The 24046-nt window shown below is 34.5% G+C and carries 22 protein-coding genes and 3 pseudogenes; 4 read left to right on the top strand and 21 right to left on the bottom strand.

The genetic code is table 11. The annotated features are described in order from the left end of the window. Window positions 1–95: 95 nt before the first annotated feature. The 8 genes and pseudogenes from merA to BALCAV_RS06780 all read right to left on the bottom strand — a co-directional run bounded on the left by merA (window position 96) and on the right by BALCAV_RS06780 (window position 6934). On the bottom strand, window positions 96–1736 hold the full coding sequence (gene merA / locus BALCAV_RS06805; RefSeq protein ID WP_003322304.1) for a mercury(II) reductase: 1641 nt from the start codon (window positions 1734–1736) through the stop codon (window positions 96–98). Between the two features lie 32 nt (window positions 1737–1768). After that, window positions 1769–1921, bottom strand: a pseudogene (locus BALCAV_RS22010) (heavy-metal-associated domain-containing protein); the annotation flags it as partial. Between the two features lie 174 nt (window positions 1922–2095). Continuing rightward, entirely contained in the window at window positions 2096–2398 is a 303-nt protein-coding gene (locus BALCAV_RS22005) for a mercuric transporter MerT family protein (RefSeq protein WP_250634608.1), read from the bottom strand. Between the two features lie 3 nt (window positions 2399–2401). Beyond that, window positions 2402–2623: a mercury resistance system transport protein MerF gene (gene merF / locus BALCAV_RS06800; protein WP_003322309.1), complete on the bottom strand. Its 222-nt coding sequence runs from the start codon at window positions 2621–2623 to the stop codon at window positions 2402–2404. Window positions 2624–2639: 16 nt separating this feature from the next. Beyond that, a complete protein-coding gene (gene merR / locus BALCAV_RS06795; protein ID WP_003322310.1) occupies window positions 2640–3035 on the bottom strand; it encodes an Hg(II)-responsive transcriptional regulator in 396 nt (131 codons plus the stop codon). 396 nt (window positions 3036–3431) lie between these two features. Next, window positions 3432–3815 (bottom strand): DUF6262 family protein, encoded by a 384-nt coding sequence (locus BALCAV_RS06790; protein WP_003322311.1) that lies wholly within the window; start codon window positions 3813–3815, stop codon window positions 3432–3434. Continuing rightward, window positions 3808–5730, bottom strand: a complete 1923-nt coding sequence (locus tag BALCAV_RS06785) for a tyrosine-type recombinase/integrase (RefSeq protein WP_235213084.1) — start codon at window positions 5728–5730, stop codon at window positions 3808–3810. The genes BALCAV_RS06790 and BALCAV_RS06785 overlap by 8 nt, the downstream gene beginning before the upstream one ends. Window positions 5731–5843: 113 nt before the next feature. Further along, window positions 5844–6934: pseudogene (locus BALCAV_RS06780) on the bottom strand (tyrosine-type recombinase/integrase). A 128-nt stretch (window positions 6935–7062) separates the two neighbouring features. Between BALCAV_RS06780 and BALCAV_RS06775 the strand changes: the two are divergent. Beyond that, window positions 7063–7761, top strand: a pseudogene (locus BALCAV_RS06775) (Tn3 family transposase); the annotation flags it as partial. Window positions 7762–7900: 139 nt separating this feature from the next. On the opposite strand, the gene BALCAV_RS06770 reads toward BALCAV_RS06775, so the two are convergent. Then, on the bottom strand, window positions 7901–9052 hold the full coding sequence (locus tag BALCAV_RS06770; protein ID WP_003322315.1) for a YVTN family beta-propeller repeat protein: 1152 nt from the start codon (window positions 9050–9052) through the stop codon (window positions 7901–7903). Window positions 9053–9860: 808 nt separating this feature from the next. Between BALCAV_RS06770 and BALCAV_RS06760 the strand changes: the two genes are divergently transcribed. Then, window positions 9861–10088: a hypothetical protein gene (locus BALCAV_RS06760; RefSeq protein WP_003322319.1), complete on the top strand. Its 228-nt coding sequence runs from the start codon at window positions 9861–9863 to the stop codon at window positions 10086–10088. Window positions 10089–10546: 458 nt separating this feature from the next. Here the strand turns inward: BALCAV_RS06760 and BALCAV_RS06755 are convergent, their stop codons facing one another. The 11 genes from BALCAV_RS06755 to BALCAV_RS06705 form a co-directional block, all read right to left on the bottom strand. Continuing rightward, window positions 10547–11185 (bottom strand): TVP38/TMEM64 family protein, encoded by a 639-nt coding sequence (locus BALCAV_RS06755; protein WP_003322320.1) that lies wholly within the window; start codon window positions 11183–11185, stop codon window positions 10547–10549. A 70-nt stretch (window positions 11186–11255) separates the two neighbouring features. After that, complete coding sequence (locus BALCAV_RS06750) at window positions 11256–12596, bottom strand: D-alanyl-D-alanine carboxypeptidase family protein (RefSeq protein WP_003322321.1); 1341 nt, start codon at window positions 12594–12596, stop codon at window positions 11256–11258. Window positions 12597–12893: 297 nt separating this feature from the next. Then, the gene (locus BALCAV_RS06745) at window positions 12894–13601 is read right to left on the bottom strand and encodes a hypothetical protein (RefSeq protein WP_003322322.1); all 708 of its coding nucleotides are present in this window, start codon (window positions 13599–13601) and stop codon (window positions 12894–12896) included. Between the two features lie 90 nt (window positions 13602–13691). Further along, entirely contained in the window at window positions 13692–14939 is a 1248-nt protein-coding gene (locus tag BALCAV_RS06740; RefSeq protein ID WP_003322323.1) for an MFS transporter, read from the bottom strand. A 66-nt stretch (window positions 14940–15005) separates the two neighbouring features. After that, the gene (locus BALCAV_RS06735; protein WP_407920838.1) at window positions 15006–15287 is read right to left on the bottom strand and encodes a four-helix bundle copper-binding protein; all 282 of its coding nucleotides are present in this window, start codon (window positions 15285–15287) and stop codon (window positions 15006–15008) included. A gap of 279 nt (window positions 15288–15566) precedes the next feature. Continuing rightward, a complete protein-coding gene (locus BALCAV_RS06730; protein WP_003322325.1) occupies window positions 15567–16400 on the bottom strand; it encodes a M15 family metallopeptidase in 834 nt (277 codons plus the stop codon). An 89-nt stretch (window positions 16401–16489) separates the two neighbouring features. Further along, on the bottom strand, window positions 16490–17047 hold the full coding sequence (locus BALCAV_RS06725) for a TVP38/TMEM64 family protein (RefSeq protein ID WP_003322326.1): 558 nt from the start codon (window positions 17045–17047) through the stop codon (window positions 16490–16492). 319 nt (window positions 17048–17366) lie between these two features. Beyond that, on the bottom strand, window positions 17367–17606 hold the full coding sequence (locus tag BALCAV_RS06720; protein WP_003322328.1) for a hypothetical protein: 240 nt from the start codon (window positions 17604–17606) through the stop codon (window positions 17367–17369). A 3-nt stretch (window positions 17607–17609) separates the two neighbouring features. Then, entirely contained in the window at window positions 17610–17864 is a 255-nt protein-coding gene (locus BALCAV_RS06715; RefSeq protein ID WP_003322329.1) for a hypothetical protein, read from the bottom strand. Between the two features lie 213 nt (window positions 17865–18077). Further along, the gene (locus BALCAV_RS06710; RefSeq protein WP_235213083.1) at window positions 18078–19295 is read right to left on the bottom strand and encodes a sensor histidine kinase; all 1218 of its coding nucleotides are present in this window, start codon (window positions 19293–19295) and stop codon (window positions 18078–18080) included. Window positions 19296–19459: 164 nt separating this feature from the next. Further along, a complete protein-coding gene (locus BALCAV_RS06705; RefSeq protein ID WP_003322332.1) occupies window positions 19460–20158 on the bottom strand; it encodes a response regulator transcription factor in 699 nt (232 codons plus the stop codon). Between the two features lie 291 nt (window positions 20159–20449). Between BALCAV_RS06705 and spoIIP the strand changes: the two genes are divergently transcribed. Next, on the top strand, window positions 20450–21613 hold the full coding sequence (gene spoIIP / locus BALCAV_RS06700; RefSeq protein WP_003322333.1) for a stage II sporulation protein P: 1164 nt from the start codon (window positions 20450–20452) through the stop codon (window positions 21611–21613). Window positions 21614–22168: 555 nt separating this feature from the next. Here the strand turns inward: spoIIP and BALCAV_RS06690 are convergent. Further along, window positions 22169–22735 carry a recombinase family protein gene (locus BALCAV_RS06690; protein ID WP_003322334.1) on the bottom strand — a complete coding sequence of 189 codons (567 nt, stop codon included), beginning with the start codon at window positions 22733–22735 and terminating at the stop codon, window positions 22169–22171. A gap of 684 nt (window positions 22736–23419) precedes the next feature. On the opposite strand from BALCAV_RS06690, the gene BALCAV_RS06685 reads away from it, so the two are divergent. Then, complete coding sequence (locus BALCAV_RS06685) at window positions 23420–24034, top strand: hypothetical protein (RefSeq protein WP_003322335.1); 615 nt, start codon at window positions 23420–23422, stop codon at window positions 24032–24034. The last annotated feature ends 12 nt before the right edge of the window (window positions 24035–24046 follow it).

The raw sequence follows: 24046 nt of genomic DNA, 5'->3' as shown, positions 1-24046 counted from the left end.
ATTGAACAGTATCGTTGTACTGCGTAATAAAAAGAGTCACTTTCATTACCTTTTTATCCATACTAAAAAAGGCTCCCAATTGGGAACCTCTTTTATCATCCTGCACAACAAGATAATTTCGATACATCTTTATCAAAGGTAAGTGCAGCCAGCTTTAATCCTTCTGCCATTGTTAAATATGGTGCAAGGCTTTCTTTTAAATCCTCAACAGTTAAACCAAATTTAACGGCTAATGTCGCTGCATAAATCACATCACCTGCATTTTCAGATACGATATGAACCCCAAGGACTTTTAATGTTTTCGCGTCAGCAACTAGCTTGAAAACACCTGTTGTTTCACGATTTACAATCGCTCTTGGAACGGCATCTAAAGGTAATACAGTGGTTTTTACTTCATAGCCTTTTTCTTTTGCTTGTTCCTCTGTTAAACCAACCGTTGCAATCGATGGATTTGTAAATATCACACCAGGAACAACCGATAAATCTAATTTTTTATTTAATCCACCAATCGCATTATCCGCAACAAGTCCACCTTCATAGGCTGCTACATAGACAAATTGAGGTCCTAATGTTACATCTCCTGCTGCATAAACCTTTTCATTACTTGTTCTAGCATAATCATTTATCAGGATTTCTTTTCGTTTTCCGACTTCAACCCCTGCTGCACTTAAATTTAAAGAATCCGTATTTGGTTTTCTTCCTGTTGCAACAAGTAACTGCTCTGATTCCACAACTTTTTTCTTACCATCTATTGTTACATGAACCTTTTTTAGCTTTCCGACTTGTTCTACACGCTCAAGAGTTGCCCCTTTGACAAGGTTTATACCTTGTTCAATTAACGCTTTTTCTACTGCTTCTGAAATCTCTGGGTCATACTCTTTTAAAAGTCGCTCACTTCTTTGCATAAGTGTTACTTCTGAACCTAAATTATGAAACAGTTGCCCAAGCTCCATTCCGATATATCCTGAACCGATAACCGTTAATCGCTTTGGCACCTTTCTTAATTCAAGTAGTGTTGTACTTGTTAGATAATCCACTTCTTCAAGTCCTGAAAGCGACGGTAAAGAAGGAGAAGCCCCCGTTGCAATTAAGAAACGCTTTGCTGAAAGTTTCTTCCCGTTAACTTCAACTATATTTTCATTAACAAACTTTGCTTCACCTTCAATTAAATCAAAGCCATATTCATCAATTAAATCAACATATTTTTGATTCCTAAGCTCACTCACTAATTTATTTTTCTGCTTAATTAGAGGTGCTAATTCCACTTCTCCAGCTGAAGTTTGCAAACCCGTAAATGAGTTAACTTTTGCTAAATGATTGATTTCCCCAGCTCTAAGAAGTGTTTTTGATGGCACACAACCAATATTTACACATGTTCCCCCAACCGTTCCACGCTCAATCATGCCTACTTTTGCCCCGTATTCAATTGCTTTAATCGCAGCCGAAAAAGCAGCCCCACCAGAACCAATGATAAGTAAGTCATAATCTCCATCATCACCCAACACCACATTTTCTTGTGGTGAAACTTCTTCTATTTCTCCTAGTTGATATTTTGCTTCATCAATTGCCTTTTTTACAATTTCAACCCCAATATCATCGGATAATTCAAATACTGCTTCACCACGACGAAAGCTAGCTTCAATATTTCTAGCACCTATTTTTTCAAGTGCTACAGCTACATGCTCTTCACAACCCGTACAAGTCATTCCTTGAATATTTATCTTGAATTTATTCATGTAGTCATCCTCCTGTTTTATCTTAATTTTTCCTACTTTCTTATCTCATACCCTAAATCAGTAATTACTTTTTCAATTTCATCTAAACTAATCTTTGATGAATCAAATGTAAGTTGAGTTTCTCCTGAACCTTCAACCTCTACATTTTGAACATCCTCTAAATTGGAAACGGCGGACCTCACCGTAAATGCACAAGATACTCAAGTAAACCCATCTATTTTAAACGAAACAGATTCTAAATTTTCCGATGAGTCTGTACTTGTTTTAGAACTATCTTCAATTGTTTCTTGACCGCACCCAGAAAGGATGAAAACCGATCCAAATACAATGAACAGATATATTAAATATTTCATCATGCCTTATATCCCCTGACTAAATAATGTATAGATAAGCATTGCTCCAGAAACGATTGTGCTAATCCATAACAACTTTTTCGTTTTCTTCTTTGAACTATTTTTTTGTTTCCATACAAGTAAATGAGCGATAGAAAGCATAATAACCGTAATAACGATAAACAACATTCGATATGGAGCAAACGTAACTGCAAGTGTTCCAGCTAAACCACTTAGACCAAGTGGTATCAAAATCGCTAAGCCAATTCAACATAGACTAGCTAAAAAAGCTGAAAACATCGAAGCAATTGCAACAACTCTTTCTTTCATTTTTTACATCTCCTTATTTTTATTTGATTTTTCATATTTAGAATAAGCATAAAAAGTTAAACCAAGAAAAACGGCTAAAACAGGAATCAGAACATAATCCAAATAGCCTGTTATCGCCCCTAATCCAACAGCACCTAATAAAATAACTAATATAGGTGTAGCACAACATAACAAAACAACAAATGTACCTATCAATCCTGCAATAAAGGTCTTTTTATGTTTCATAAAAAAACTCCTTTTGTTACTGCTCAATCAATGTTTCAATTATTGGGCAGGCATGTAATTGTTTTTCATCTGGACATCGCCTTTTTAAATCTTTTAACATCGTTTCAATTCGCTTTAAATCCTCTATTTGTTTTTGAACTTCCTCTTCTTTTTTAGATACAAATTCAAACATATCTTCACAGCGAACTTCTTTATCTACAACCCCAAGTAATGTAAAAATTTCACTTAAAGAAAAACCAAGCTCTTGCATTCTTTTAATAAAACCTACCCGCTTCACATCTTCATCTGAATATATCCGATAACCAGCATTTGTTTTTAATGGTTCTTGTAATAAATTCTTTTTTTCATAATATCTAATGGTCTCTTTATTTACTCCACACTTTTTTGCAAATGCACTTATACGATAACTCATTTTTTCACCTCTAGGAATATAATAAACCGCGTACCATAGTACACGGTCAAGGATAACTTCATTATGTATGTTTTCTCGTTCAATATTCAACTGATAGTTGTACTCTAAATAAAAAGAGATCTGTTTCTATTTATGAGGACAGAGTTAAAAGATACTTTAAAAATATTTTTGTTTTTTAAAGTTATTGCATACTAGGCACGTTTAAGCATCCACTATTTCCGCTACTTCTTTGCTAATGACATTCTTTCTAAAACAATTATTTATTGCGCAGTATTAAGTCTACTACGCAATATAAGAGTTATTCCACAATCTGGCCCGATTGCTGAATACAACTTATCTTTTAATGGCATTGTCATATTACACAAAAAATCAAACAGGGAGGGAAAATCGTAGATCCTAAATTCCCTCATAAATCTTTCCAAATTGAATTTTCATTTGTTCTTTAATCTCTATATTTTCCTTCTCTAAATCTTTGATTCTCTTCCGTAAGGAAGCAATAATTACATCTTTAGATGCGTCACTCATGTTTCTTTTAGCTTGTTTTATTGAAGGGAGACCTTCTTGTTGATTGCGAAGTGTTTCGATTCGATCTCGGAGTTCTGTATTTCTGTATAGAAATGCTTTTGAAACCCCTGATTCTGCAGAAACAGAGTTAAAATTGACTTTTATTTGTTTTTTTATCATCCTTTTGATCGCTTCTTCAACTTTTTGAATGGTCTTTTCCGTTTTTAACTTTGCATGTTTTATAATACCTTCGGTATTTGGGTTTTCATTAGACATTTTGCATCACCTTCTCACGTTCATCTCCAACATACTCACGTCTGGTTTTATCTAAACCAAAGATACCACCAGTATGTAGTAAACCATTTGTTAATTCTTTATATCTTTTTAATTTGGGCTCAATTAACTCAACGGAACGTAACCTTCCGGACTTTTTGTATACTTCAATATCAGCTTCCATTTTAGATATCTGTTCTTGGTAATAGTCGAGAAACGTCTTGTCAACGTGAAAACTTCGGCAGTTGTTTTTAATACAGGGTGGTTCTAATGTCTGTTCAAGAAAATCACAATGAAGTTTTGGGCTTTTTACACAAAACCCATGATCTAAACGAATGGAGTCCATGTTATGACGTATCCACTCCAATTCAACTCCGTTTTCTTCAGCCTGTTGAGCTAAATCAGCGACAATAACTTCTCCATGGGTATCTAGTCTTACTGCGCCATTATCGCGAGCCTTTTCCCATTCATCACGGAGTGTTTGATCATGAATTTGGGCATAGACTAACGTCATTTCAGGACTGGCATGAGCCATCAGTTTTTGAACATGAAGGATATTCATTCCGTTATTAATCAAATTAACACCGTAACGGTGTCGAAACGCATGATTTTTAAACCAATAAATTTCTCCATCTTTGTCCTTAATATTGCATCTGTTAGCTAGTTTATTAAGGTTCAACTTAATGGAATCTTGCGATATGGGATTACCCATTCTTTTCCCTTTAAGTGTTGGAAACAAATATTTCTTAGGGTTCGTGTCCAAAGTTGATCTCTTTTTTGTAAGATCATGCTGCGCTAAGACCACATTTGCAATTTCTTCTGAAATAGGAACTTTATGATTTTTATAACTTACTTTTCTTTGATCTCCGATAATCCACCAGCCATCTTCTTGATTTACTAAGCAGTCAATTTTAAGTGATAAAACGTCACTTATTCGAAAACCTGTAGCTTCCATTAGAAGAATTATAGGTATATGATCTGAGGAAAGTTGGTTAATATGGTAAACTAACTGTTCCCATACTTCATCCGGGATATATTTAATTTCATCAGCTTTTGCTCTTTTCTTTTTAGGGATATCTTCAATTGACAATAGTGAAATTACTGACTTTGTCGGAGCTTCTTCCCATTCGAATTTCTGTATGTATGAGATAAACGTTTTAAGGTCTATTAAAAAACGATTTACATAATTGTGATCTGGATTAATTAAATATTTTCCCTTTTTAATAGTAGAATGTCGCAAGTATTCAATGTACTCCTCGATATCCATACTGGATAGCTGGTTTAATTCTTTCCACTTAGGATGTTTACCCTTCAAAAAGGTGAAGAAGAACGAAAGTCTGTTTAAATAACATATGGCTGTAGAAAAGCTAATGGATTGCTGAACAACTAGGCGAGTCTTTATATATTTTTTAAATAATTGTCTATAAGGTTGCGGAACCTTCGAAAAGTCTAATGAATATCTACTGATTGTATTGTTATAATTAATATTCAATTTTCGTACATCCCAACAATCTTTATCAGTTTCATCACGTTCATCATAAAGCTGATAATAAAATTCATAAACTTGAAGAAATAGTCTAATATACAAAGATGGTTGAACTGTTGGTGACAACCATGGTGATGACTTTTTCCGGTGTACAATTTCAACTGATTTTCCATTCTCTACAAGAAATGTTCGATATTCTGTTAGAAACTTTTCCTTCTGTATATCAATAATAGAATCTAAATTAGCATAGTATCGAGAGATGAATTCTGTAAAAATTTTAAGACATGGAGAATAATGCATGAAAGCATAGGTAATCGAAATCCTTGTCTCCTGTAATCCCTTATAAAAATAGTATTTTAATTCATTTTTCAATCTAAGATTGTGTACCTTATCAAAAATCAATTTTCTATTCCAATCATAACGTTTATCCAAGATGGGACACTCTTGTACATTCCATACATCATTTGCCCAATATCCAAGTAATGGTTCATTTATCTGTTCCAGATGATGGGGAAGGGGTTTTATTTTCAATGTGCTCTGTGTCATTATTTATCTCTTCTTCCTATTTTTTTGTTTGATTGAGCTTGTTCCCAGCTTCCACGTATGGTTTCATCGGATGCATGGATATAAGTCTGTATCGTTGTTTGAACGTGTGCATGTCCTAATAATCTCTGTATGATGGCAATATCTACTCCTGCTTCATGTAACTCTGTGGCATATGTATGCCGAAGCATATGAGGGGTAAAATCTATTCCTGTTTTTTCTTCATCCGTTTAATTAAAGAACGTACAGAACCATCAGTCATTGGTTTACCACGATTTAGTCCAGTTAAGGTGATAAACACATAATTACTATCAATTTCGTAAGAATGAAAGTCTATTAGATAATCTTGAAAGAGATTCATAGTCTCAATAGATACATAGACTTTTCGTTTTTCTCCATCGGATGTTTTGGATTTCCTAATCGAAATAGCATTTTTACCAATATCAAAATCCTCTACCCACAGAGAAAGGGCCTCTCCAATACGTAATCCACCTTCATATAAAATACGGAATAATAATTCATCCCGTATATTGCTGCAAGCATTATGAATTACTTGTAATTGGTTTTTATTTAAAGTTTTAACTGTACGTTTTGGCTCCTTAACTTTTAAAATGTTTTTATCATAAGAATTCCCTTTTGTAATGTGATGTAGGAAGGGTTTAAACGTCTTAAAACGCCCTGGGGCCTGCTTTTTTAATTGATCATTTACATTTCTCCCGTAATCCTCATTACGAGTCAAATAGTCATAGAATCCTATGACACAAGTTATGATGGTATTGACTGTTCTTTCTGATCGTTTAGCTGAGGTTTCTTCAAAGTAAATGACTTTTGTAGATTGATCAGGAATTCTCAGCCAACCGATGAATTGAGCCAAGATATCAAGGTTTACTTCTTGATAATTTAATCGACTTTCCTCTAGGAATTCAAAGTAAAGCTTTAGATGGTAACAGTATGACTTTAGTGTATTTTCGGCTTTTCCAATGTTATCTAAATACTTTATATACTTTGCAACCGGTATGACAGGATAGCCACTCTTGTCAATTAACAGATATCTTTTCTTCTCTTGAATGAGAACTTCTTGTACTTTCAACATTCCACCCCCCTGATTCGTAAGATACTATATATTCATAAATTTTATAGTACAAATAATAATTCTTTAATGAAATATAAAAGAAATAGTTGATATCGTAAGATACGTTAATAACTACTTCTAATACTAGTACAATTAAGGCTGGTTACACCGATCAGGTTTTTGGATTAAGCCATATATTAGGTTTTCGCTTTGCTCCTAGAATGCGAGATCTATCTGACTCTAAACTTTATGTCATGGATAAATCCAATGTTTATTCAAAGATTGACAGCATTCTACGAGGAAAAATCAACATTAAGATTATTCAAGATAACTATGATGATGTCTTACGATTAGCACATTCCATACGGGAAGGTAGAGTATCGGCTTCACTTATTTTAGGAAAGTTAGGATCTTATTCTCGCCAAAATAAAATGGCAACAGCATTGCGAGAGATGGGTAGAATTGAAAAGACAATCTTTATATTAGACTATATTTCTAATGAAACATTACGCCGGCGTATCCAAAGAGGATTAAATAAGGGTGAAGCTATGAATGGATTGGCAAGAGCCTTATTTTTTGGTAAACGTGGAGAGTTACGGGAAAGAGGATTGCAAGATCAACTTCAACGAGCTAGTGCCTTAAATATTCTTATAAATGCTACTACAGTTTGGAATACCGTTTATCTCACAGAGGCTACAAAGATATTAAAAGAAAAGGGCTTATTAAAAGAGGAGTTATTACCTCACATTTCCCCATTGGGTTGGGAACATATAAATTTACTTGGAGAATATTTATTTGATTCGAAAAAGGTACCCAAATCAAATGAATTACGACCTTTAAAGATATAAAAATTATGCTGATATCTCCTTAGCGTTGGTGATATCAGCTTATGTTTTCCATTTATTGTCTTAACGTGGGTTTTATGACAAAATGTTGGTTATACCCCAGCCTTAAAAAGTTTACCTACAACTTCTTAAGGCTTTTCCTCTAGTTTATAGAAATACCATTAGGGTATTCCCCTACATCTAATCGTTTTACTTCTTCTAACGTTTTTAAATCAACAACGGAAACCGTGTCTTCAAACATATTTGTAACAAAGGCATATTGACTATCCTTAGAAATTACAATACCATGTGCCCCTTTTCCTAACGGAACCTCCTTTTCAACTTCTAATGTATCAAGTCCTATAATAGAGATCGTGTCTGATGGGTTCTCTTCACTTCCTTGATTTGCAACAACGACATATTGATTGTCGTAACTAGCAAACATTTGTACCGGACCTACTCCGACATCAATGTGTTTGATTACTTCTTGCGTTGACGTATTAATAACAGCTAGTTGGTTATCAACATGCAATCCAACAAAGGCATACTTTCCGTCATGGGAAAATCCAGTTTGAACAGCACCCTCTCCTACATGAACTCGATTAACTTCTTCATTCAATTGTAAGTCAATAATGCTAACATCAGCACTTTGCATATTCGCTATATAAGCATTTTGTTGATCGGGCGATATCCTTACTCCATGTGGATATTCTCCCACTTCTACATTAACAACTTCATCTGTCTTTCTATTAATAACCGTGACAGAATTATCACCAGAATTTGTTACGACAACGATCTCACCATTCTCTGTAGTCGTTACATGAGCTGGGTGACTCCCTACCTGATGTTCTTCCACTTTTTCTAACGTGTTTATATCATATGCTACAATCATTTCTTGTTTTACCTTATCTTGTTCTTCGTTACCATCATCTTCATGGTTATGACTATGTTCCTCATCTTCATTATCCTCATGTGGCGGATTAATAGTTACCCAAATTAACTGAGACTCGACATTGACTTCTAGATTATGTGCTTCCCCATCAAGGTAAACAAGCTCTTGCCTTCCTTCTGGATAGTAAATGACAGACATAGTCCCATCCTTTTCATTTCCGACTACAACAATGTACTCTTCTTCGAAATCCGCTTCCCCCACGTCCACTTGTTTTTTTTCTGTCTCTTCCATACCATCATTCAACTTGTTTTCTGCATTAGCATTTTCTTCTTTATTTACCACGCTTTCAGCGTTCTGTCCACAAGCAGCAAGCAAAAGTGAAATTGTCAAAATCATGAGTATAAAGCAAATTTTTCTATTCATCTATTTCCCTCCTAGTTCTTTATAAATGTAAGTATAAAAGGAGGATTATTCGACAAATGTGATTCCAATCACAAAAGCAAATATTAAATGATTTTTGTTCAATAGATTGCCTTGCTTTCTTCATAGTTTCTATATAAATATCTGTAATGAAAAGTTGTTATCTGGTGACCCCTTTTTAAATTATAGAAATCAAAACACTTTACCTAATTTCCTAATTACCTGTGTATGATACTGCTTTTTCAAGATAATATTCATAATTTCAATTCATCATAACTTTTAAAATCATCTATAACAATCTCTGAGTTAAATAGTTCAATTTACATTGGGGGGGAAGAACGGTGAAAAAAAGTGTAATGTTGTCTATTGGTGGTTTAGCTCTCTTTGGGTTCATAACAGCTTGTTCAGATAGGGACGATGAAATATCAACAAATGAAGGGGAATACATAGGATCGAGACTGAAGAAAACGAGCTTGCAGTCGAAAATGAGGACGATCACGAGCATCTGCAACAAAAAACACTGATGCCCTTCCCAATGAAGAATCAGAAATTGATCATCACGACGATCTTCCTTATGAATGGCCTGCGCTTTATAATTTTGATCCTGGTACTTATTCCTTAGAACTTAATCAAAATGATTCGAGGATGAGACTATGAGGAAAAATAAAAATATTAAAGACCTAGAACATCATGCTGCTCACCTTATCAAATCAACTGCCGATCCGCAAAATCCAACTGAATATAAAGGACTGGGACACAGTCCTAATTTTCCCCGTTCCCTATAGGATTCCAAAGGTTGAGGTGTGTAGCCATGGACAGATTGTTTATTATAAGTTTGTTGTTATTAACAATTATACTCATTACGAATCCTTCCACCACTCATGCACATAGGTTAGTAATAGAACCTTTAGAACCAGGAGAAATTCGGGTTGTATATGATGATAGTCGTTTTTCAACACGAACAACTGTGACCGTTTATGTTGTAAATGGTATCGTGTTACAAACTGGAGGACTTGATGATCAGGGCTATTTTCATTAAGACGAGAATCACGCTCATTTTTTTGTAGCTGATGATAGGATTGGTCACCGTACAGAGTGGACTGCGGGAGAAGAAGTTGTTTTATCTCGGATCCTCATCGCTGGCTTATAGCAGGAATTGTTCTCTTTCTTTTAATAAGCATTGCTGTCTTTTTCTCTTATCGAGTTAGAAAATGAAATTAACTAAACAAAAGTGAACTGAGCAATAGACAACCTGTAATAGTAAAATATTTGCACAACAGGAAGAAGTCCTCTTACCCTCTATTGCTTTAATAGCCCTGGCCTTCATGTTATTTATCAGGAACCCTACTTAAAATCATAAAAGATCCTCTTCAGGTTATATGCACAAATCCATTGACGATTTGTGCATTCATTTAGTTAGATTGTTATAATGGGTAGCCTCTTCAAAAGTAAGCTAAATTCACAAAATCGTTTTTTAAACACTATTCTACCTAGTAACTAAACATTTAACCAAGAGACTTTTCTTTTTATTTTTAACGCTGTAATACCTACAACAATAAGGAATAAGAATAGATATACAATATATTGTTCCTCAAATGAAATCAGTCCAATAGATAAAATAGATAGTACAAATACAAAGATAGCGTGACCAAACATAGTACTAAGTACGTAATCTTTGGTTTTTATATTACTCATTCCACATGAAATATTTATAATACTAGACGGAATTACAGGTGTAATGCGACTCACTAAAATAACTAGGAACCCATTCTCTTCAATCGTTTTCTTTATTTTCAAATGATTGTGTTTAAAGATCTTCCCTTGTGAAAAATACCTCGCTATATAAAATACAATCACAGACCCGATAATATTTCCGGCTAAACTCCAAAGATACCCATAAAAGAAACCAAATAACCAAATATTGAACATGGTGAGAACTAAAAATGGTAGAAATGAGAATAGATTTTGCATTATCATAAGTCCCATGGTTATTAATAAGACAATTATTAATTCATTGCCGATTAGTCTTTTTAATTCTATCCATTCACCAGCTTTCAGATATAAAAACCAATCATTTTGGCTGAAAATTAAAATTTTGAAGATAAGTAGTGTTACTAAAAATAATAATACTTTCATTCTATTTCACTCTCCTTCTAGGAAAGAAATAGAGAGGTATCATCTAGACTTAGATGTACCTCTCAGATGATTAGAACCAACCTTTAATTGCGTTATAAAGAGTTACCCATAGTTCTGAGAAAAATCCACCTACTGAACGAAGAACCAAGCTAAAGAAACCTGCCTCTTCAATCGCTTCATTTGTTATTACATCTACTTGGGCAATATAATTACTATCTATAAATTCATAATCATTTTCTCCTACATACTCTAACGATATCGTTCCTATTTTCTCTCCTTTTTCTACAGGAGCAATTAGCTCGCCATTCTCGTTTAAACGTTCTTGGTCAAAAGTAACTACAGGAATATAATTGTCTCTTTCTCCTACACGCACGAAACTTATTAGACTTTCGTCAGTAATAACAGCAACTTCATGTTCTTTCCCTTTCGAAACTCCAACGGTTTCCTGTCCCTCAGGTCTATATCCTTTAGGGATAAGTTCTTCTATTGAAAATTGTGAAAAACCATAGTCTAATAGTTTTTTAGTCTCGCTAAAACGTTCTTCAAGTGAGCTTGTCTTTGTTACAACTGTAATTAATCGAACGTTATCTCTTTCAGCAGTTCCAGTAAAGCTATATCCAGCTTGAGCAGTATATCCCGTTTTCAAACCATCTACGTCCGGGTATCCATAAACTAAACCAGGGAGCATCCAATTCCAATTATCCATTTGGATAAAGTCCTCTGTTCCTTCTTTAAAGATTTTTCTTTCAATACTAGCTGTCTCTAGAACTTCTGGATAATCTTTTAGTAAATGAAAAGCTAACTTCGCAGTTGCCCTAACCGTTAATTCGTTCTCATCCTTTTCTGTCGTTCCTTCTGGGTGCTTTCCTAAAAGATATTGGTTCGGTAGACCTGTAGAGTTAACAAATTTATAATCAACTCCATACTCCCCTAATTCCAATTGCATTGCTTTATCATTCATCATGTTAACGAATGATTCTTCTGATCCAGCAATTAGCTCTGCTAATGCCATCGTAGCACCATTAGCTGAATATATAGCTACTGACTCATAAAGTTCTTTAACTGTATATGTTTCATCTTGCCGTAAATAAACGTTGGAAAGATTATTATTATGTGATATTTCACGAACGAGGTCACTTATAGGAACGACCTGTTCCCAAGATATTGCCCCATTATTAATAGCCTCGAGAACTAAATATTCACTCATCATTTTTGACATGCTAGCAACTTTTAATAATTCATCTATATTTTTTTGTAATAAGATCTTTCCAGAGGTAGCATCTACAAGGATAGCTGAGTTTGTATTTATATTTGGATTCGCACTAACTGACACGGGAGAAGTTATTAATACATTTGTTATCACCAATACTAAAACTGCCATTGTAAAACTTTTTTTGAATCTAATTCTCACTTTTTCTGCCTCCAGTTCCAATTCTTCATTTAATATTCATTATTTATAATTAGCGACCTTACTACTATATTAGCGTACCTCTTAATTGTGTTTTTTTTGTGGACTTCTATCAATTATATTTTTTAAAACGTCAGCTCATCCATTTCTATGCTTAGAAAGTCATTCTGGTAGTTTTTTCAATCGTATAGTATTCGTTTTATATTTACACTAGCCTTTGTAGAATTATAAGCAAAAAGAAAAAGACAAGAATTTTTGAGATTCAAGTCTCTGATTGGCGTGATAAAATATTTCATGCATTTACTTTTCCTTTACTTCTATCCAAAAAGGAAAAGCAATTATTTGTTCTGCAAATTTAAATTCAACCCATAGTTTGTAAAAACCGCTATCTATAAATTGAGCAACAAATACTGTTTCATGATCTGAATTAGGATGCACATGAATAAATTGCTTTACTTCATCATCAATGATTACTACATGTCCAAGAGCCCCTAGATAAGGTTCAGGTTTCTCACCTTTGAGATCGAAATGAAGTGTAACATCTTCTCCGATTTTCAATGGACCGTGAGTCATTTCAACGATCTTCCCACTAATTTCCTTTATCTTTTCTTTGTTAGGAATAAGATTCATTTCATTATGACAGAAATGAGTATGATTAAGTATATTGCCCTCTATTGCATTCGCTTCAATTAGATAATGTTTCCCTTTCGGATTTATATCAACAAAAGCCTTATAAGATGTAAGATCACGAAGAGGGAGCGTTACTTCATACGTATACAAATCAATTTGCTCAGGATGTAAATGATAAAACTCTTGCAAATCATCACTGACGACGATCAGGTGCATATATTTCTCATGTGTTTGTAATAGCTCTAGTGGGCTCCCTTCTCGATCTTCTAAATGAATATTCAAAATAGAGTCCTGATACGTAATGGTTGTAATGATATCGTTTTCGGCTGCGCCCATGTGCATATGATGTTGCATTTCATGATGTTGATGTTGTTCCATTTGATTCTCCTATCTCTGTGGATGACTTTTTTTCCTAAAAATTACTTCTTGTTCCCAACCACTAAACGGATGAGAGCGGTTTTTCGTAGGTCACGGTTGAACTCTTGGTGCGTGTCTCGGCTTATCATCTTGTGTCGTAGCCTTTTGTAATAATTGTTCAAGTGGCTGCCATTTCTTGAGTAATAGAACAACCAAGAATAACGCTACCCCTGTTGCTCCATACACGACCCACGGTAAATAACTAACTTCTGTTCCGATTTGAAGTAATTGACCACCAATAAAGTTTCCACCAGCTTCACCTAAGCCTGACATCACATTCGCCAATCCAAAGAAGAGACCGATCAATCCGGCTGTCGATAACTGTGAAATTGTACTATCGATAGTTGGTAAGATAAGCATTTCACCTACAACAAAGATGGCACCACTTAAAACAAGGTGAAAAAACGATGTAGCAAAGTAAAGAGAACCGACTCCAAACCCAATAAATAACATCCCGAATGCAAGTGCGGTTAACGGATGTAACCTCTGAATAACTTTTCCTGTCATCACGTTTTGAGCCAAAATGACAATCCCACTATTGATCGTCCAAATCAAAGCCACATTACTTGGATCAGGCAAAACCTCCGTTGCCCGTAGTGGAAGCGTTAAAGCTAACTGAGCATACAAAGCCCAAATCACAACACTTACTACACCAAACATAATAAAAGGTTTGTTCTTAAACACTTCCTTATAAGCACCCGATGGGATAACGGGACAATTTGCATCTCCGCAATTTTTCGGAAGGAAAAACCAACTCTTTAATGCGAGTACCACATAAATAACTCCCGCTATCCAAAAAATCAACTTAGAGGATCCTGTCACAACAAAGAAGATAATAAGGCCAGCAGCTGCTGTTCCGATATTAGCTGCAATCCCACGCATCGAAAAGGCTGTCGTTTGCGTTTCTTCTGATGCCAGTGCCGCAATGGCCGCCTTGGTTGATGGAGCATTCAATCCATTGCCAAGACCTGTAATCAGTGAGGCTACAAGTAACAATCCAAATATATTAAAGAGTCCAAAACCGATTAATCCAACTGCACCAATCATGGCTCCTAACCCAATAATGAACCTTCTGCCAATACGATCTGCCAAAAATCCTCCGAGTAAGCTCCCAAATTGAAATGATATGGCATTCATTGCTAAGATCATTCCTATTTGCGCTAGAGATAATGCTGCATCTATTTTTAACATAATCGGTAACATAGGAATCACTAAGTATGTTCCTAAATGGGAAAGCAAGACTCCGAATAATAAAATCAGCATGGTACGATCTAACTTTTTAATGTCTTGTATAATCATTTGACCCCTTCTTTAACAGGTATTGAACAAAAACAGGCAACCTTGGTCACCTGCTTTTGCTCGATTTTAAGCTACCATTTTACGGCACTCTTCTGCACACTTGCGGCAGTAAGTAGCACATTCCTGGCAATGAGCGTCTTGGAACTTCTCACAGTCAGTAGCACAGGCTTCGCAGATCATAGCACACATTTCACAAAATTGTTTTGCAAACATACTTCCACGTGACATCCACTGAGATGCCATTGAACAAATATCTGCGCAGTCTCTTAACATACTGATACAGTGAGTTCTAGCTTGGACATCAGGCTCTTTTAGACATGATGATAAACATTCTTCGCATGCTTGCATACATTTGTTGCAAGCATCAATACACGCCTGATGTTGCTGTATAGTTGAATCAATCAAAGTGGTCATTTTACATCTCCTCCCTTCTTCCTTATTATTTAATAGACCACTCTACAAAAACCTAGTAAATATTACCAAGTTACATAAGGCAGAAGTATTAAAGGAAATTTGTTCGAAATTTAATTATCATCATGATACCAAAACGTAAATAAGCCCCCTGGAGAAGAGAGCTAAGAATAAAGATATTAGTATTTACTTTAATTAAAATCTACTCTTCAAAGCTTACTCAAATCCTAAGTATTCTTCTAACGTTAACCCTTGTTCATGAATTATTTTGGCCGGCTCTTTGCCTACAAACCGAAGATGCCATGGCTCGTATTGATAACCTGTAATTTTTTCTTTATCTTTTGGATAACGTATGATAAAACCAAACTGCGCAGCATTTTCCTTAATCCATTGCCCCTCAGGTGTATCTTCAAATGAGGTGACTAATTGAAAATTCACTTCCGGACTAGTGACATCCATGGCTAGACCAGTTTGGTGCTCACTATGCCCAGCATTCGCACTTACTCGACTTGCCTTTTCTTCACCGGTTCTCTCAACATAATACGCAAAGATACTCTCCTGTCGTTCATAAGAGCGATACCCGGATTGAGCATAAAGATTTAAGTTTTCATCATTGGCTTTTTTAAATAAATCTTCAAGTGCTGCCGCTGCCTCCTGTCGTATTAAGCGTTGAGGCAGATCCTCAATGAACGGAAAGGGGACATTTGGCTCAACTAAATCCGAAGGTACATAGTCTTTTGGTAAGCCCCGCTCTTTATTTATTAATAAAAGAATATCATCTAATTGCTCTTCCGTGTAAGATTCCCATGGTTTATCTTTATCAAAATCTTCTTGGGATTGTTCGCCTTTATCAATACTATTTTTTATTGGAGCACTATCTAAATCATCGTTCTTATTCTTCATTTTTCCGTCGTCTGTTGATAAGTAGTCACTTAATAACATTTCTTTATTTTCTTCTTTTGTAGAATCTGTTAATAGTGAATTTTCTTTATAAATTACAATTAAGATTCCAAATACCACTGCTAGTGCAGCAATGTAAAAATACCTCATTTAATACATGACCTATCCTTTCTGTGTTATTACTGCAATTACAACTTAGCGAGATTTCAGATCTTAAACTTTCTTAATAAGTGGCTTATTCATACAGAAGTGGGTTGCTTCCTTTTTTTCCAAACAACAAAAATTAAATAAAGCGCTGCAATGCTAAGGATCATTTTTCCTTGCCACTCAAATTGAGTAATCTGATAAACCGAATACGCTTCAATCAAAAGCGCAGGTATTTTACCTACTGAGCTTGCAATAGCAAAAGTGATAAATGAGACACTACCAATGGCTCCAGCAAGAGTAACCAGACCTGAAGGAACAAAAGGAAGAAGGCGAAGGGATAAAATTAAATAAAAGGCATCTTTTCCTTTTAAATGTACTAACCGTTTTAATTTCGGGTACTTGTCCAATGGCTTCTGAGAAAATTGTTTTAACCCTTTTCGATACAAATAAAATGCTATGATGGCTCCGAGCGCCTCTCCAACAAAAGAAATAATTGTCCCCATCCAGAACCCGAAAAAGATAAGATTCGCTGCAGTCACAAAGAAACTTGGAATAACTCCTAATACTGCAACAATAATACTAATTCCAATACTAATTAAGATTGCAAAGTGTTCATACTCTTGAAAGTAATATATAAGTCTATCTTCCATTTTCCCCTCCTCTATTTATCTTCATAATGATTTAAACCCTCGTAATTTTAATAGATCTCCATAGACCCTTACGTTTTATTTTTCGTGTATTGTTACTCTGATCAAGAACTATTATTCTATCGTTCAATTATGTAGAAAATATGAAGTTTTTTAAATTTTGGTATTATCTATAGTAACTTTGTTTATAGACAACAAAAGACTCCTACAACAAATTGATAGGAGTCAATGCCATTATTCTTTCATGCGTCATTTGTTTTCTTCAATTACCAACATTACATTAATCTTTTACAATGATTACTCTATAACATGAGCATTTTCCTTAAGATGACTTTGACTTTTTTAGTTCCTCTAAAGATGCAGTCAACTTTTTATTTTCTTCCATTAACTTACTCATTTGTTTATGTGCTCGCTGCCAATCTTCAGATGAGTTAATTAAATTCTCATTCTTATTTTTTTGCGTCCCATTAGGGGTACTCTGCTTAGCCATCTTGACGGCTTTCCAACAGAAGAACAGACAAACGATTTTAATCGCAATAAATACTAGTAAAAATGTGTTCAATTGTTACAACTCCTTTCGTAATCCTTCCATTTCTTTCAATAGTTTTTGATTATCCTTTTCTATTTTCTCTATTTGTGAATGCATTTTTTGTAACTCGATCGATTCAGAAACTGATTCTTCGTTGTTTACTGGATTAGCAGTTATGTTTTTTTTAGGCGAACAACAGGTAGAACTTCCACCGTGCTTGCCCATGCCTTTAACACAAGTCAGGATTAAGAGCACAAGAACACCAAGTAAAAGAAATGTAACTAAATCCATTTTTCCAAACCCCTTTCATTAATTCGGTTCCCTACAGAACTTTAAGGATCTTTCATAAAAAATGTAACAAAAGAATTTGATGGAAATATGAAGAAATACAAAAGATTAATACTTTCTTTAGAAAATTTAATTTTTGAGGCTATTTCTATTTATGAAAAAAGGACTTATTCTGCTCGCTGGTTGTTAAGTCCATCCATATTTGATAACAATATATCAAGAATTGTTCAATCTTATGGTGAAGACCGTTCCTACATTAACTGTACTTTTGATTTGTATTGTTCCACCATGCTGTTCAATAATTTGCTTAGTAATGGCTAACCCTAATCCGCTACCACCGTATTTCGTGGAACGCGATTTGTCTACTCGATAAAAACGGTCCCATATATAGGGAAGATCCTTAGCTGGAATTCCTTCGCCATTGTCTTCAATTTCAATTATTATTTCTTTGTATCTCTCCTCTAATCTAACTTGTATTTTCCCATTTAGGTTTGTGTGTCTAATACTATTATTCAAAAGATTAAGTAAGACTCGTTCAAACTGATCTGGGTCAATGTTAGCAAGAAGAGTTGGGTGGGCGTACGAAAAGAGTATGTCTATTTTCTTATCATCAGTAGCTAATGTTACTTTCTTTTTAACTTCTTGAATGAAATCTACAAGGTCGATTTCCTGAATATTCAACTGGATTTTACCTTCCTCTAGCTTCATTAATTGAAAAAGGTTCTTTACTAAACTTTCCATTCGCACAGCTTCCTGGTGAATGATTGTTGCCTGATCATGAACAAGGTCTGCTTCCACCTTCTGATCTTTTAACAATGCAGCATAGCCTTTAATATATGTTAGTGGTGTTCTGATGTCATGGGAGACGTTGGTTAGAAATTGTTGTCTTGTATCCCTATATTCTTTAAGTTGTATTGCCATAGTAGAAATATGCCTTAATAAATCGTCTATTTCGTCATTTCCTTTACTAGAAAGTTGGACATCAAAGTTCCCTTTTGCTATTTGCTTTGTCAAATCCCGTGCATTCGTAATTGGAAGAGTAATCTTTTTTGATAAGAAAATTGTAAACATACCCGAAAATAAAAGTGTAATCAATCCCATTGACATTGTAATACCTAAAAGAGTTAATCTAGCTTCTTCAAAGCTACCAGTATCTTGGTCAATAAATAGATACCCTGCCAACTCTCCGTTGATTTTAAACGGTTCGTATGACCAAATATGGGGAATATGTTCGGTCATCGTGTTAACAAATTCTGTTTTTTCATTCGATCGTTTAGAAAGACTAACAATCCAACTTTGATATCGATCAATCATTTCCTTTGAAACTTGTTGGGTACTATTTTGAACATTAAAATTCGCATCAAAAATAATAAATGTATTATCTTGGTTTCTTTTTTCCATAATCATCACATGTTCTAGCGTTTCTGGCACCATATGCAGTTCTACTACTTCGCGGTGTGCGTCAAGTCTATGCTCAATTTCCCCCTGGAGTTGATTTTTGTAAAATGATTTCGAAAGGGTGTAAAAGGAGAAACCCATCATGACTATGATCAATACCACGGACAAAAGAACAAGCAAGCTCACTTTAGTCGACAATTTCATGTACTCAATCCCTCATGCTGAGGAACTTTATAACCAATCCCCCATACTGTCTCCACGACAGTGTTGTCAAGCCCGGCTTTTTTTAATTTGTCACGGATGTTTTTAATATGGGTATCAATATTTCGGAAATCACGATCATCTGCCTCATCCCATACAAGGTAAAAGAGTTGTTCCCTTGTATAAACACGTCCAGGGTTGGATAGAAGGGTACTAAAAAGTTGATACTCTTTTTTCGTCAGTGGAATCCCTTTCTGATTGTAGAAAACCATTTGCTGCGAATGATCTATAGTAATTCCAAACATCCCCTTCCTTTTTTCTACCTGTTGTAAAGGTTCTACACGTCGAAGTACAGAATTAACTCTGGCCACTAGTTCTTTCGGTTCAAACGGCTTCGTAATATAATCAGATGCCCCAAGGTTTAACCCCTCTACCACCTGATCTGTTTCACCAATAGCTGAAATAATAATAGTAGGCACTAATAATTCTTTCTCTGTTAATTCCTTTAATACTTGAAAGCCATTCATTTCTGGCATCATAATATCAAGTAACATTAAATCAAACTGTTGCTCTTTTATTAATTCAAGTGCTTCTTTTCCAGAACCCGCGGTCGTTAACTCAAATTCGCTAGAACCAATACATACACAGAGCAATGATTGCATTTGTTTTTCATCATCAACTATAAGTATTTTTTTCATTGATCTCACCTCATGCTTAATCTATTTCTTAAACATACTGCCTCTTCACCTAAATTTTTAATATAAACTTCCTAATGTCATACTAACTTAAAAGTATGTAAAAACAATGAACTTTTAGTCAAAGAAGATTCATTTTCATTCCATTACCACTTTATAATGAACGATTCTCTGGCCTCTTTTTCTATTATTAATAAAAAATTTCACTTAAATTAATAGAGTTTTGTAGAATTTGATTCTTCTAATATTTAACTTATGGTCATATCTATTAACGAGTGAAAGGAGAGGTCGCTTTTGAAATCTAGCAAAACTCATAGTACTGCACCCGTACAAAATATAGTAATTATGTTGATTTTAAGTATGATTTCCATCTTTATAATTATTGGAGCATTAACGACCTTTCAAACATCGCTAACAAGTGACGCATTAAAACGAACAACTTATGACATCTCCGTTGAATCACTCTTTTATTTTATGAGCATGGAGAATCATTATTTTTCAGAAGTTTTGCCAGCTGAAAGTCAAAATCCTTCAATAGGGAAATTTGCATTTGAATTAATAACTAATATAAATTTTGATGATCCTAGAACTTTTTTAGGAAGAGAACTTCCTGGGTTTTCTTTTTATGATGGAACGATTGTTGTCGCTGGAGAAGGATCTGATTTTACAAATATGCCTACTTCTGAATCAGCGCCCCCTATGGATGTCATTCTTGCTGAAAGAGAGGCCGCTTCTGAGAATTTGGCAAATATGAACGAAGAAACTTCTGATGAACGCAATGATATGAGCGCCGAATCGCGATCAACACAGAATAAAATCGTTCATATTATCCATTCACATAGTCGGGAATCATTCCTGCCTGAATTAAAAAACGCATCTGAACCGGACGATGCTTGGCATGCAGAGCTAAATGTTACTTTAGTAGGCGAGAGATTAGGAAAAGAATTAGAAAAAAGAGGAATTGGAACAGAAGTCGACAAAACTGATATTAGTGGTATGTTAAGCGAACGTAGCTGGAGCTATCCTCAGTCCTATGAAGCGTCAAGAGACCTTATAAAAACAGCAATGGAAGACAATCAAGACTTGGAATTTTTCTTTGAAATTCATCGTGATGCATTACGCAGGGATATAACAACTGTTACAATAAACGGGATAGAATATGCGCGAACTTATTTTGTTATAGGAAAAAATAACCCTAACTATGAGAAGAATCAAAAACTAGCTGAGGACTTGCACTATTTACTCGAAAAACAATATCCAGGGTTAAGCAGAGGGGTACTTGTAAAGGACGGGACTGGGATTAACGGTAGATATAATCAGGATCTTTCAGAAAACTCCATACTTATTGAAATGGGCGGTGTAGATAATACATTAGAGGAAAGTTACCGGACAACTGAGGCATTAGCAGAAATTATTAGTGATTATTACTGGAACTCCGCTGAGAAGGTGAATAACTAATTTTACTTAGCATTATTTCTTAGAGTATAGTAATTACTCTAGTTCTACTTGATTTTTGACAAACGTAACCAAATGAAAAAATTATTGAAATGACATGACTATAATCCTGTTATTGAAGGCCCCTATAATTTTGGGACCTTCAATAACAATATTGGTTCCCCCTCAAAAAGTTCGCAAAAAACAGAAAGCAGGAGAGAATTTACTTAAGTATAGTTAATATCGTCTTAAATAAAAATGATTAATTTTATGAGCCCCTGTTGAGATTATAATAAATTCATCAAAATTAATTGATCTTTTCTTTAGTAGTGGTATCACTTTTTCCACTATCAAATTAGAAATATTATTTGGTGAAAAAGCAGAAACTCGCTCGTATAGCTCGTTAGGAATGTCTATTATAAGTTGATTGGATTCATTAGATATTTTAATGAGAATTTCCGAGCTGAGATTTTCTGCTTCTGCACTTATTCCATATAATTTTTCACCTTTTTGGCTTAATGACAGGGTTCTTGCTCTAGACCGCAAAGTAAATGTGTAGAAATAATAAAATACTCCTTATTAGTTTATTTCTCCTAGTTTTCTTCGATTTATTGCCCTATATAGTGAACCTTGAGAAATTCCGGTTGCTGAGACTATCTCTTTAACAGAATATTCTTTACTGTCATACATCCGAAGTGCAACAGCAAGCTTTTCTTTATCTAGCTTGGGTCTTCCTAATGTTTTTCCACGCTTTTTACTTGCTTCGAGTCCTTCCTTTACTCTCTCAGCAATAAGGTTTCTTTCTAATTCAGCAATTACGCACATCATTTGGAACATTGCTTTGCCTGTAGAGGTCCTTGTATCCATATTTTCCTTTAAAGAAATGAATTGCACTCCTGTCTCTTCCAACTGTTGAATAATGTTGAGGATATCCAATGTTTTACGTCCTAAACGGGAGATACTCTCGACTACAACTGTATCGCCATTCCTGATTACATCAAAAAGTTGATGAAGTCCTTTTCGATCTTTAATAGTACCAGTAAACTTCTCTTTTATTATCTTTTCACAACCGTATTCATTAAGAATACTAATTTGACGATCTAAGTTTTGGTCAATAGTAGAAACACGAGCATAACCAATAATCATATGTAACCTCCAGTAAAATTGTATATTCTCATTTTAATAGAGGTGACTTTGTTGTAAAGGTATTTGGTAATCTTTTTGGTAATTAATTTTGGTAACCGTTAATCCTAATAATATCAAAGGCAAGTGAAGCAGTAATTAATCGTTACAAAAATACTGGTTTTTGGTAATCTGAATGAGTAGAAAAAGATGTTAAAATTTATGTGGCTCGAATGTAATTACATCCCCCCTAAACACGTTATTCCAAAAAAGGATCAGATTGTTGTGCGAAAATTTTTCTAATTTAAATTGAGGATGAGACACATTCTCATGTAAAGATTACTTTTTATTCTTTGTTTAAAAAAAAGACTTTCTTTTAAATTACATGAAGATAAATAAGTATGCTTGTTTATCTCGTGTTATCTTGTAGAACGGTGTCGATTTATAACTTACATAATTTGTTGTATTTTCAATTATTTTGAACTAATATTTAAGATATATTTTAAATTTATAGAAAGGAATATACTTTTTAAGAAAACCTATTCAAGACAACAAGTATTAGTGTCAATCTTGCCTATATTTATATCATAATAACAGAATCTTAATTTCTATGGCTATAAAGAAAAGACTATTTGTGAAAACATTAACAAACTAATACTAATGTTGGTATTGAGGGAAAAGTCATTTATAATAGTTGGAGGAATTGCTATGAAAAAATTATCAACTTTAATATCTATTATTGTATTGTTTTTTTATTTATCTGTACCAATTTCGGCAGCAACATATACTGATCATGTGTTTTATGGGAATTTTAGTGATTTACCTAGTCCCTGTTGTTTTAGTAAAAATAATGTAACATGGTGGGTGGCATCAACCGGCCCTATTAGTGAATCTACTAATGCAGCTAGTAAATGGGGTACTCAATCTGTTTGGATTGATTTTGTTCGGCATTATTCTCTTAGTTCAAGTACAATGTTACAAGTTCAAAGAGATAATAATCTACCTTCAGGAGTGGGTGGGGTAACTTACTACTATAACTCCAGTAGAAATATGATTTCTGGTAGTAATGTAAAATCCGGAACAAATTTTAAGTATGCAGGAATTTTTATTAATATGAATGCCGTTTCAGGTTGGACAACAGCTCAAAAAAATATGAATACTGGTCATGAGTTTGGTCATGCGATGAGTTTAGGTCATTTTGAAGATGGTGGGTTTTCCGGAAGACACACGGGTGATCACTGGATGCATAGTGGTAAAAGATCAATGAATAGCCCATCAACTACTGACGGAAGTCATTATAGAGTAAAGTGGGAATCTCGATAAGTTGTATAATAA

Origin of the sequence: Alkalihalobacillus alcalophilus ATCC 27647 = CGMCC 1.3604, assembly GCF_000292245.2 — a bacterium.
GTDB classification, from domain to species: domain Bacteria; phylum Bacillota; class Bacilli; order Bacillales; family Bacillaceae_D; genus Alkalihalobacillus; species Alkalihalobacillus alcalophilus.
The sequence above is the reverse complement of the archived record's forward strand: the minus strand, read 5'-3'. Positions and strand labels throughout refer to the sequence as shown.

Bases quoted from the DNA above. Each gene is read 5' to 3' on its own strand.
- merA (WP_003322304.1), bottom strand. From the start codon at position 1,736: ATGAATAAATTCAAGATAAATATTCAAGGAATGACTTGTACGGGTTGT.
- merF (WP_003322309.1), bottom strand. From the start codon at position 2,623: ATGAAACATAAAAAGACCTTTATTGCAGGATTGATAGGTACATTTGTT.
- merR (WP_003322310.1), bottom strand. From the start codon at position 3,035: ATGAGTTATCGTATAAGTGCATTTGCAAAAAAGTGTGGAGTAAATAAA.
- BALCAV_RS06790 (WP_003322311.1), bottom strand. From the start codon at position 3,815: ATGTCTAATGAAAACCCAAATACCGAAGGTATTATAAAACATGCAAAG.
- BALCAV_RS06770 (WP_003322315.1), bottom strand. From the start codon at position 9,052: ATGAATAGAAAAATTTGCTTTATACTCATGATTTTGACAATTTCACTT.
- BALCAV_RS06760 (WP_003322319.1), top strand. From the start codon at position 9,861: ATGGACAGATTGTTTATTATAAGTTTGTTGTTATTAACAATTATACTC.
- BALCAV_RS06755 (WP_003322320.1), bottom strand. From the start codon at position 11,185: ATGAAAGTATTATTATTTTTAGTAACACTACTTATCTTCAAAATTTTA.
- BALCAV_RS06745 (WP_003322322.1), bottom strand. From the start codon at position 13,601: ATGGAACAACATCAACATCATGAAATGCAACATCATATGCACATGGGC.
- BALCAV_RS06740 (WP_003322323.1), bottom strand. From the start codon at position 14,939: ATGATTATACAAGACATTAAAAAGTTAGATCGTACCATGCTGATTTTA.
- BALCAV_RS06735 (WP_407920838.1), bottom strand. From the start codon at position 15,287: ATGCAAGCATGCGAAGAATGTTTATCATCATGTCTAAAAGAGCCTGAT.
- BALCAV_RS06730 (WP_003322325.1), bottom strand. From the start codon at position 16,400: ATGAGGTATTTTTACATTGCTGCACTAGCAGTGGTATTTGGAATCTTA.
- BALCAV_RS06725 (WP_003322326.1), bottom strand. From the start codon at position 17,047: ATGGAAGATAGACTTATATATTACTTTCAAGAGTATGAACACTTTGCA.
- BALCAV_RS06715 (WP_003322329.1), bottom strand. From the start codon at position 17,864: ATGGATTTAGTTACATTTCTTTTACTTGGTGTTCTTGTGCTCTTAATC.
- BALCAV_RS06710 (WP_235213083.1), bottom strand. From the start codon at position 19,295: ATGGTGCCAGAAACGCTAGAACATGTGATGATTATGGAAAAAAGAAAC.
- BALCAV_RS06705 (WP_003322332.1), bottom strand. From the start codon at position 20,158: ATGAAAAAAATACTTATAGTTGATGATGAAAAACAAATGCAATCATTG.
- BALCAV_RS06690 (WP_003322334.1), bottom strand. From the start codon at position 22,735: ATGATTATTGGTTATGCTCGTGTTTCTACTATTGACCAAAACTTAGAT.
- BALCAV_RS06685 (WP_003322335.1), top strand. From the start codon at position 23,420: ATGAAAAAATTATCAACTTTAATATCTATTATTGTATTGTTTTTTTAT.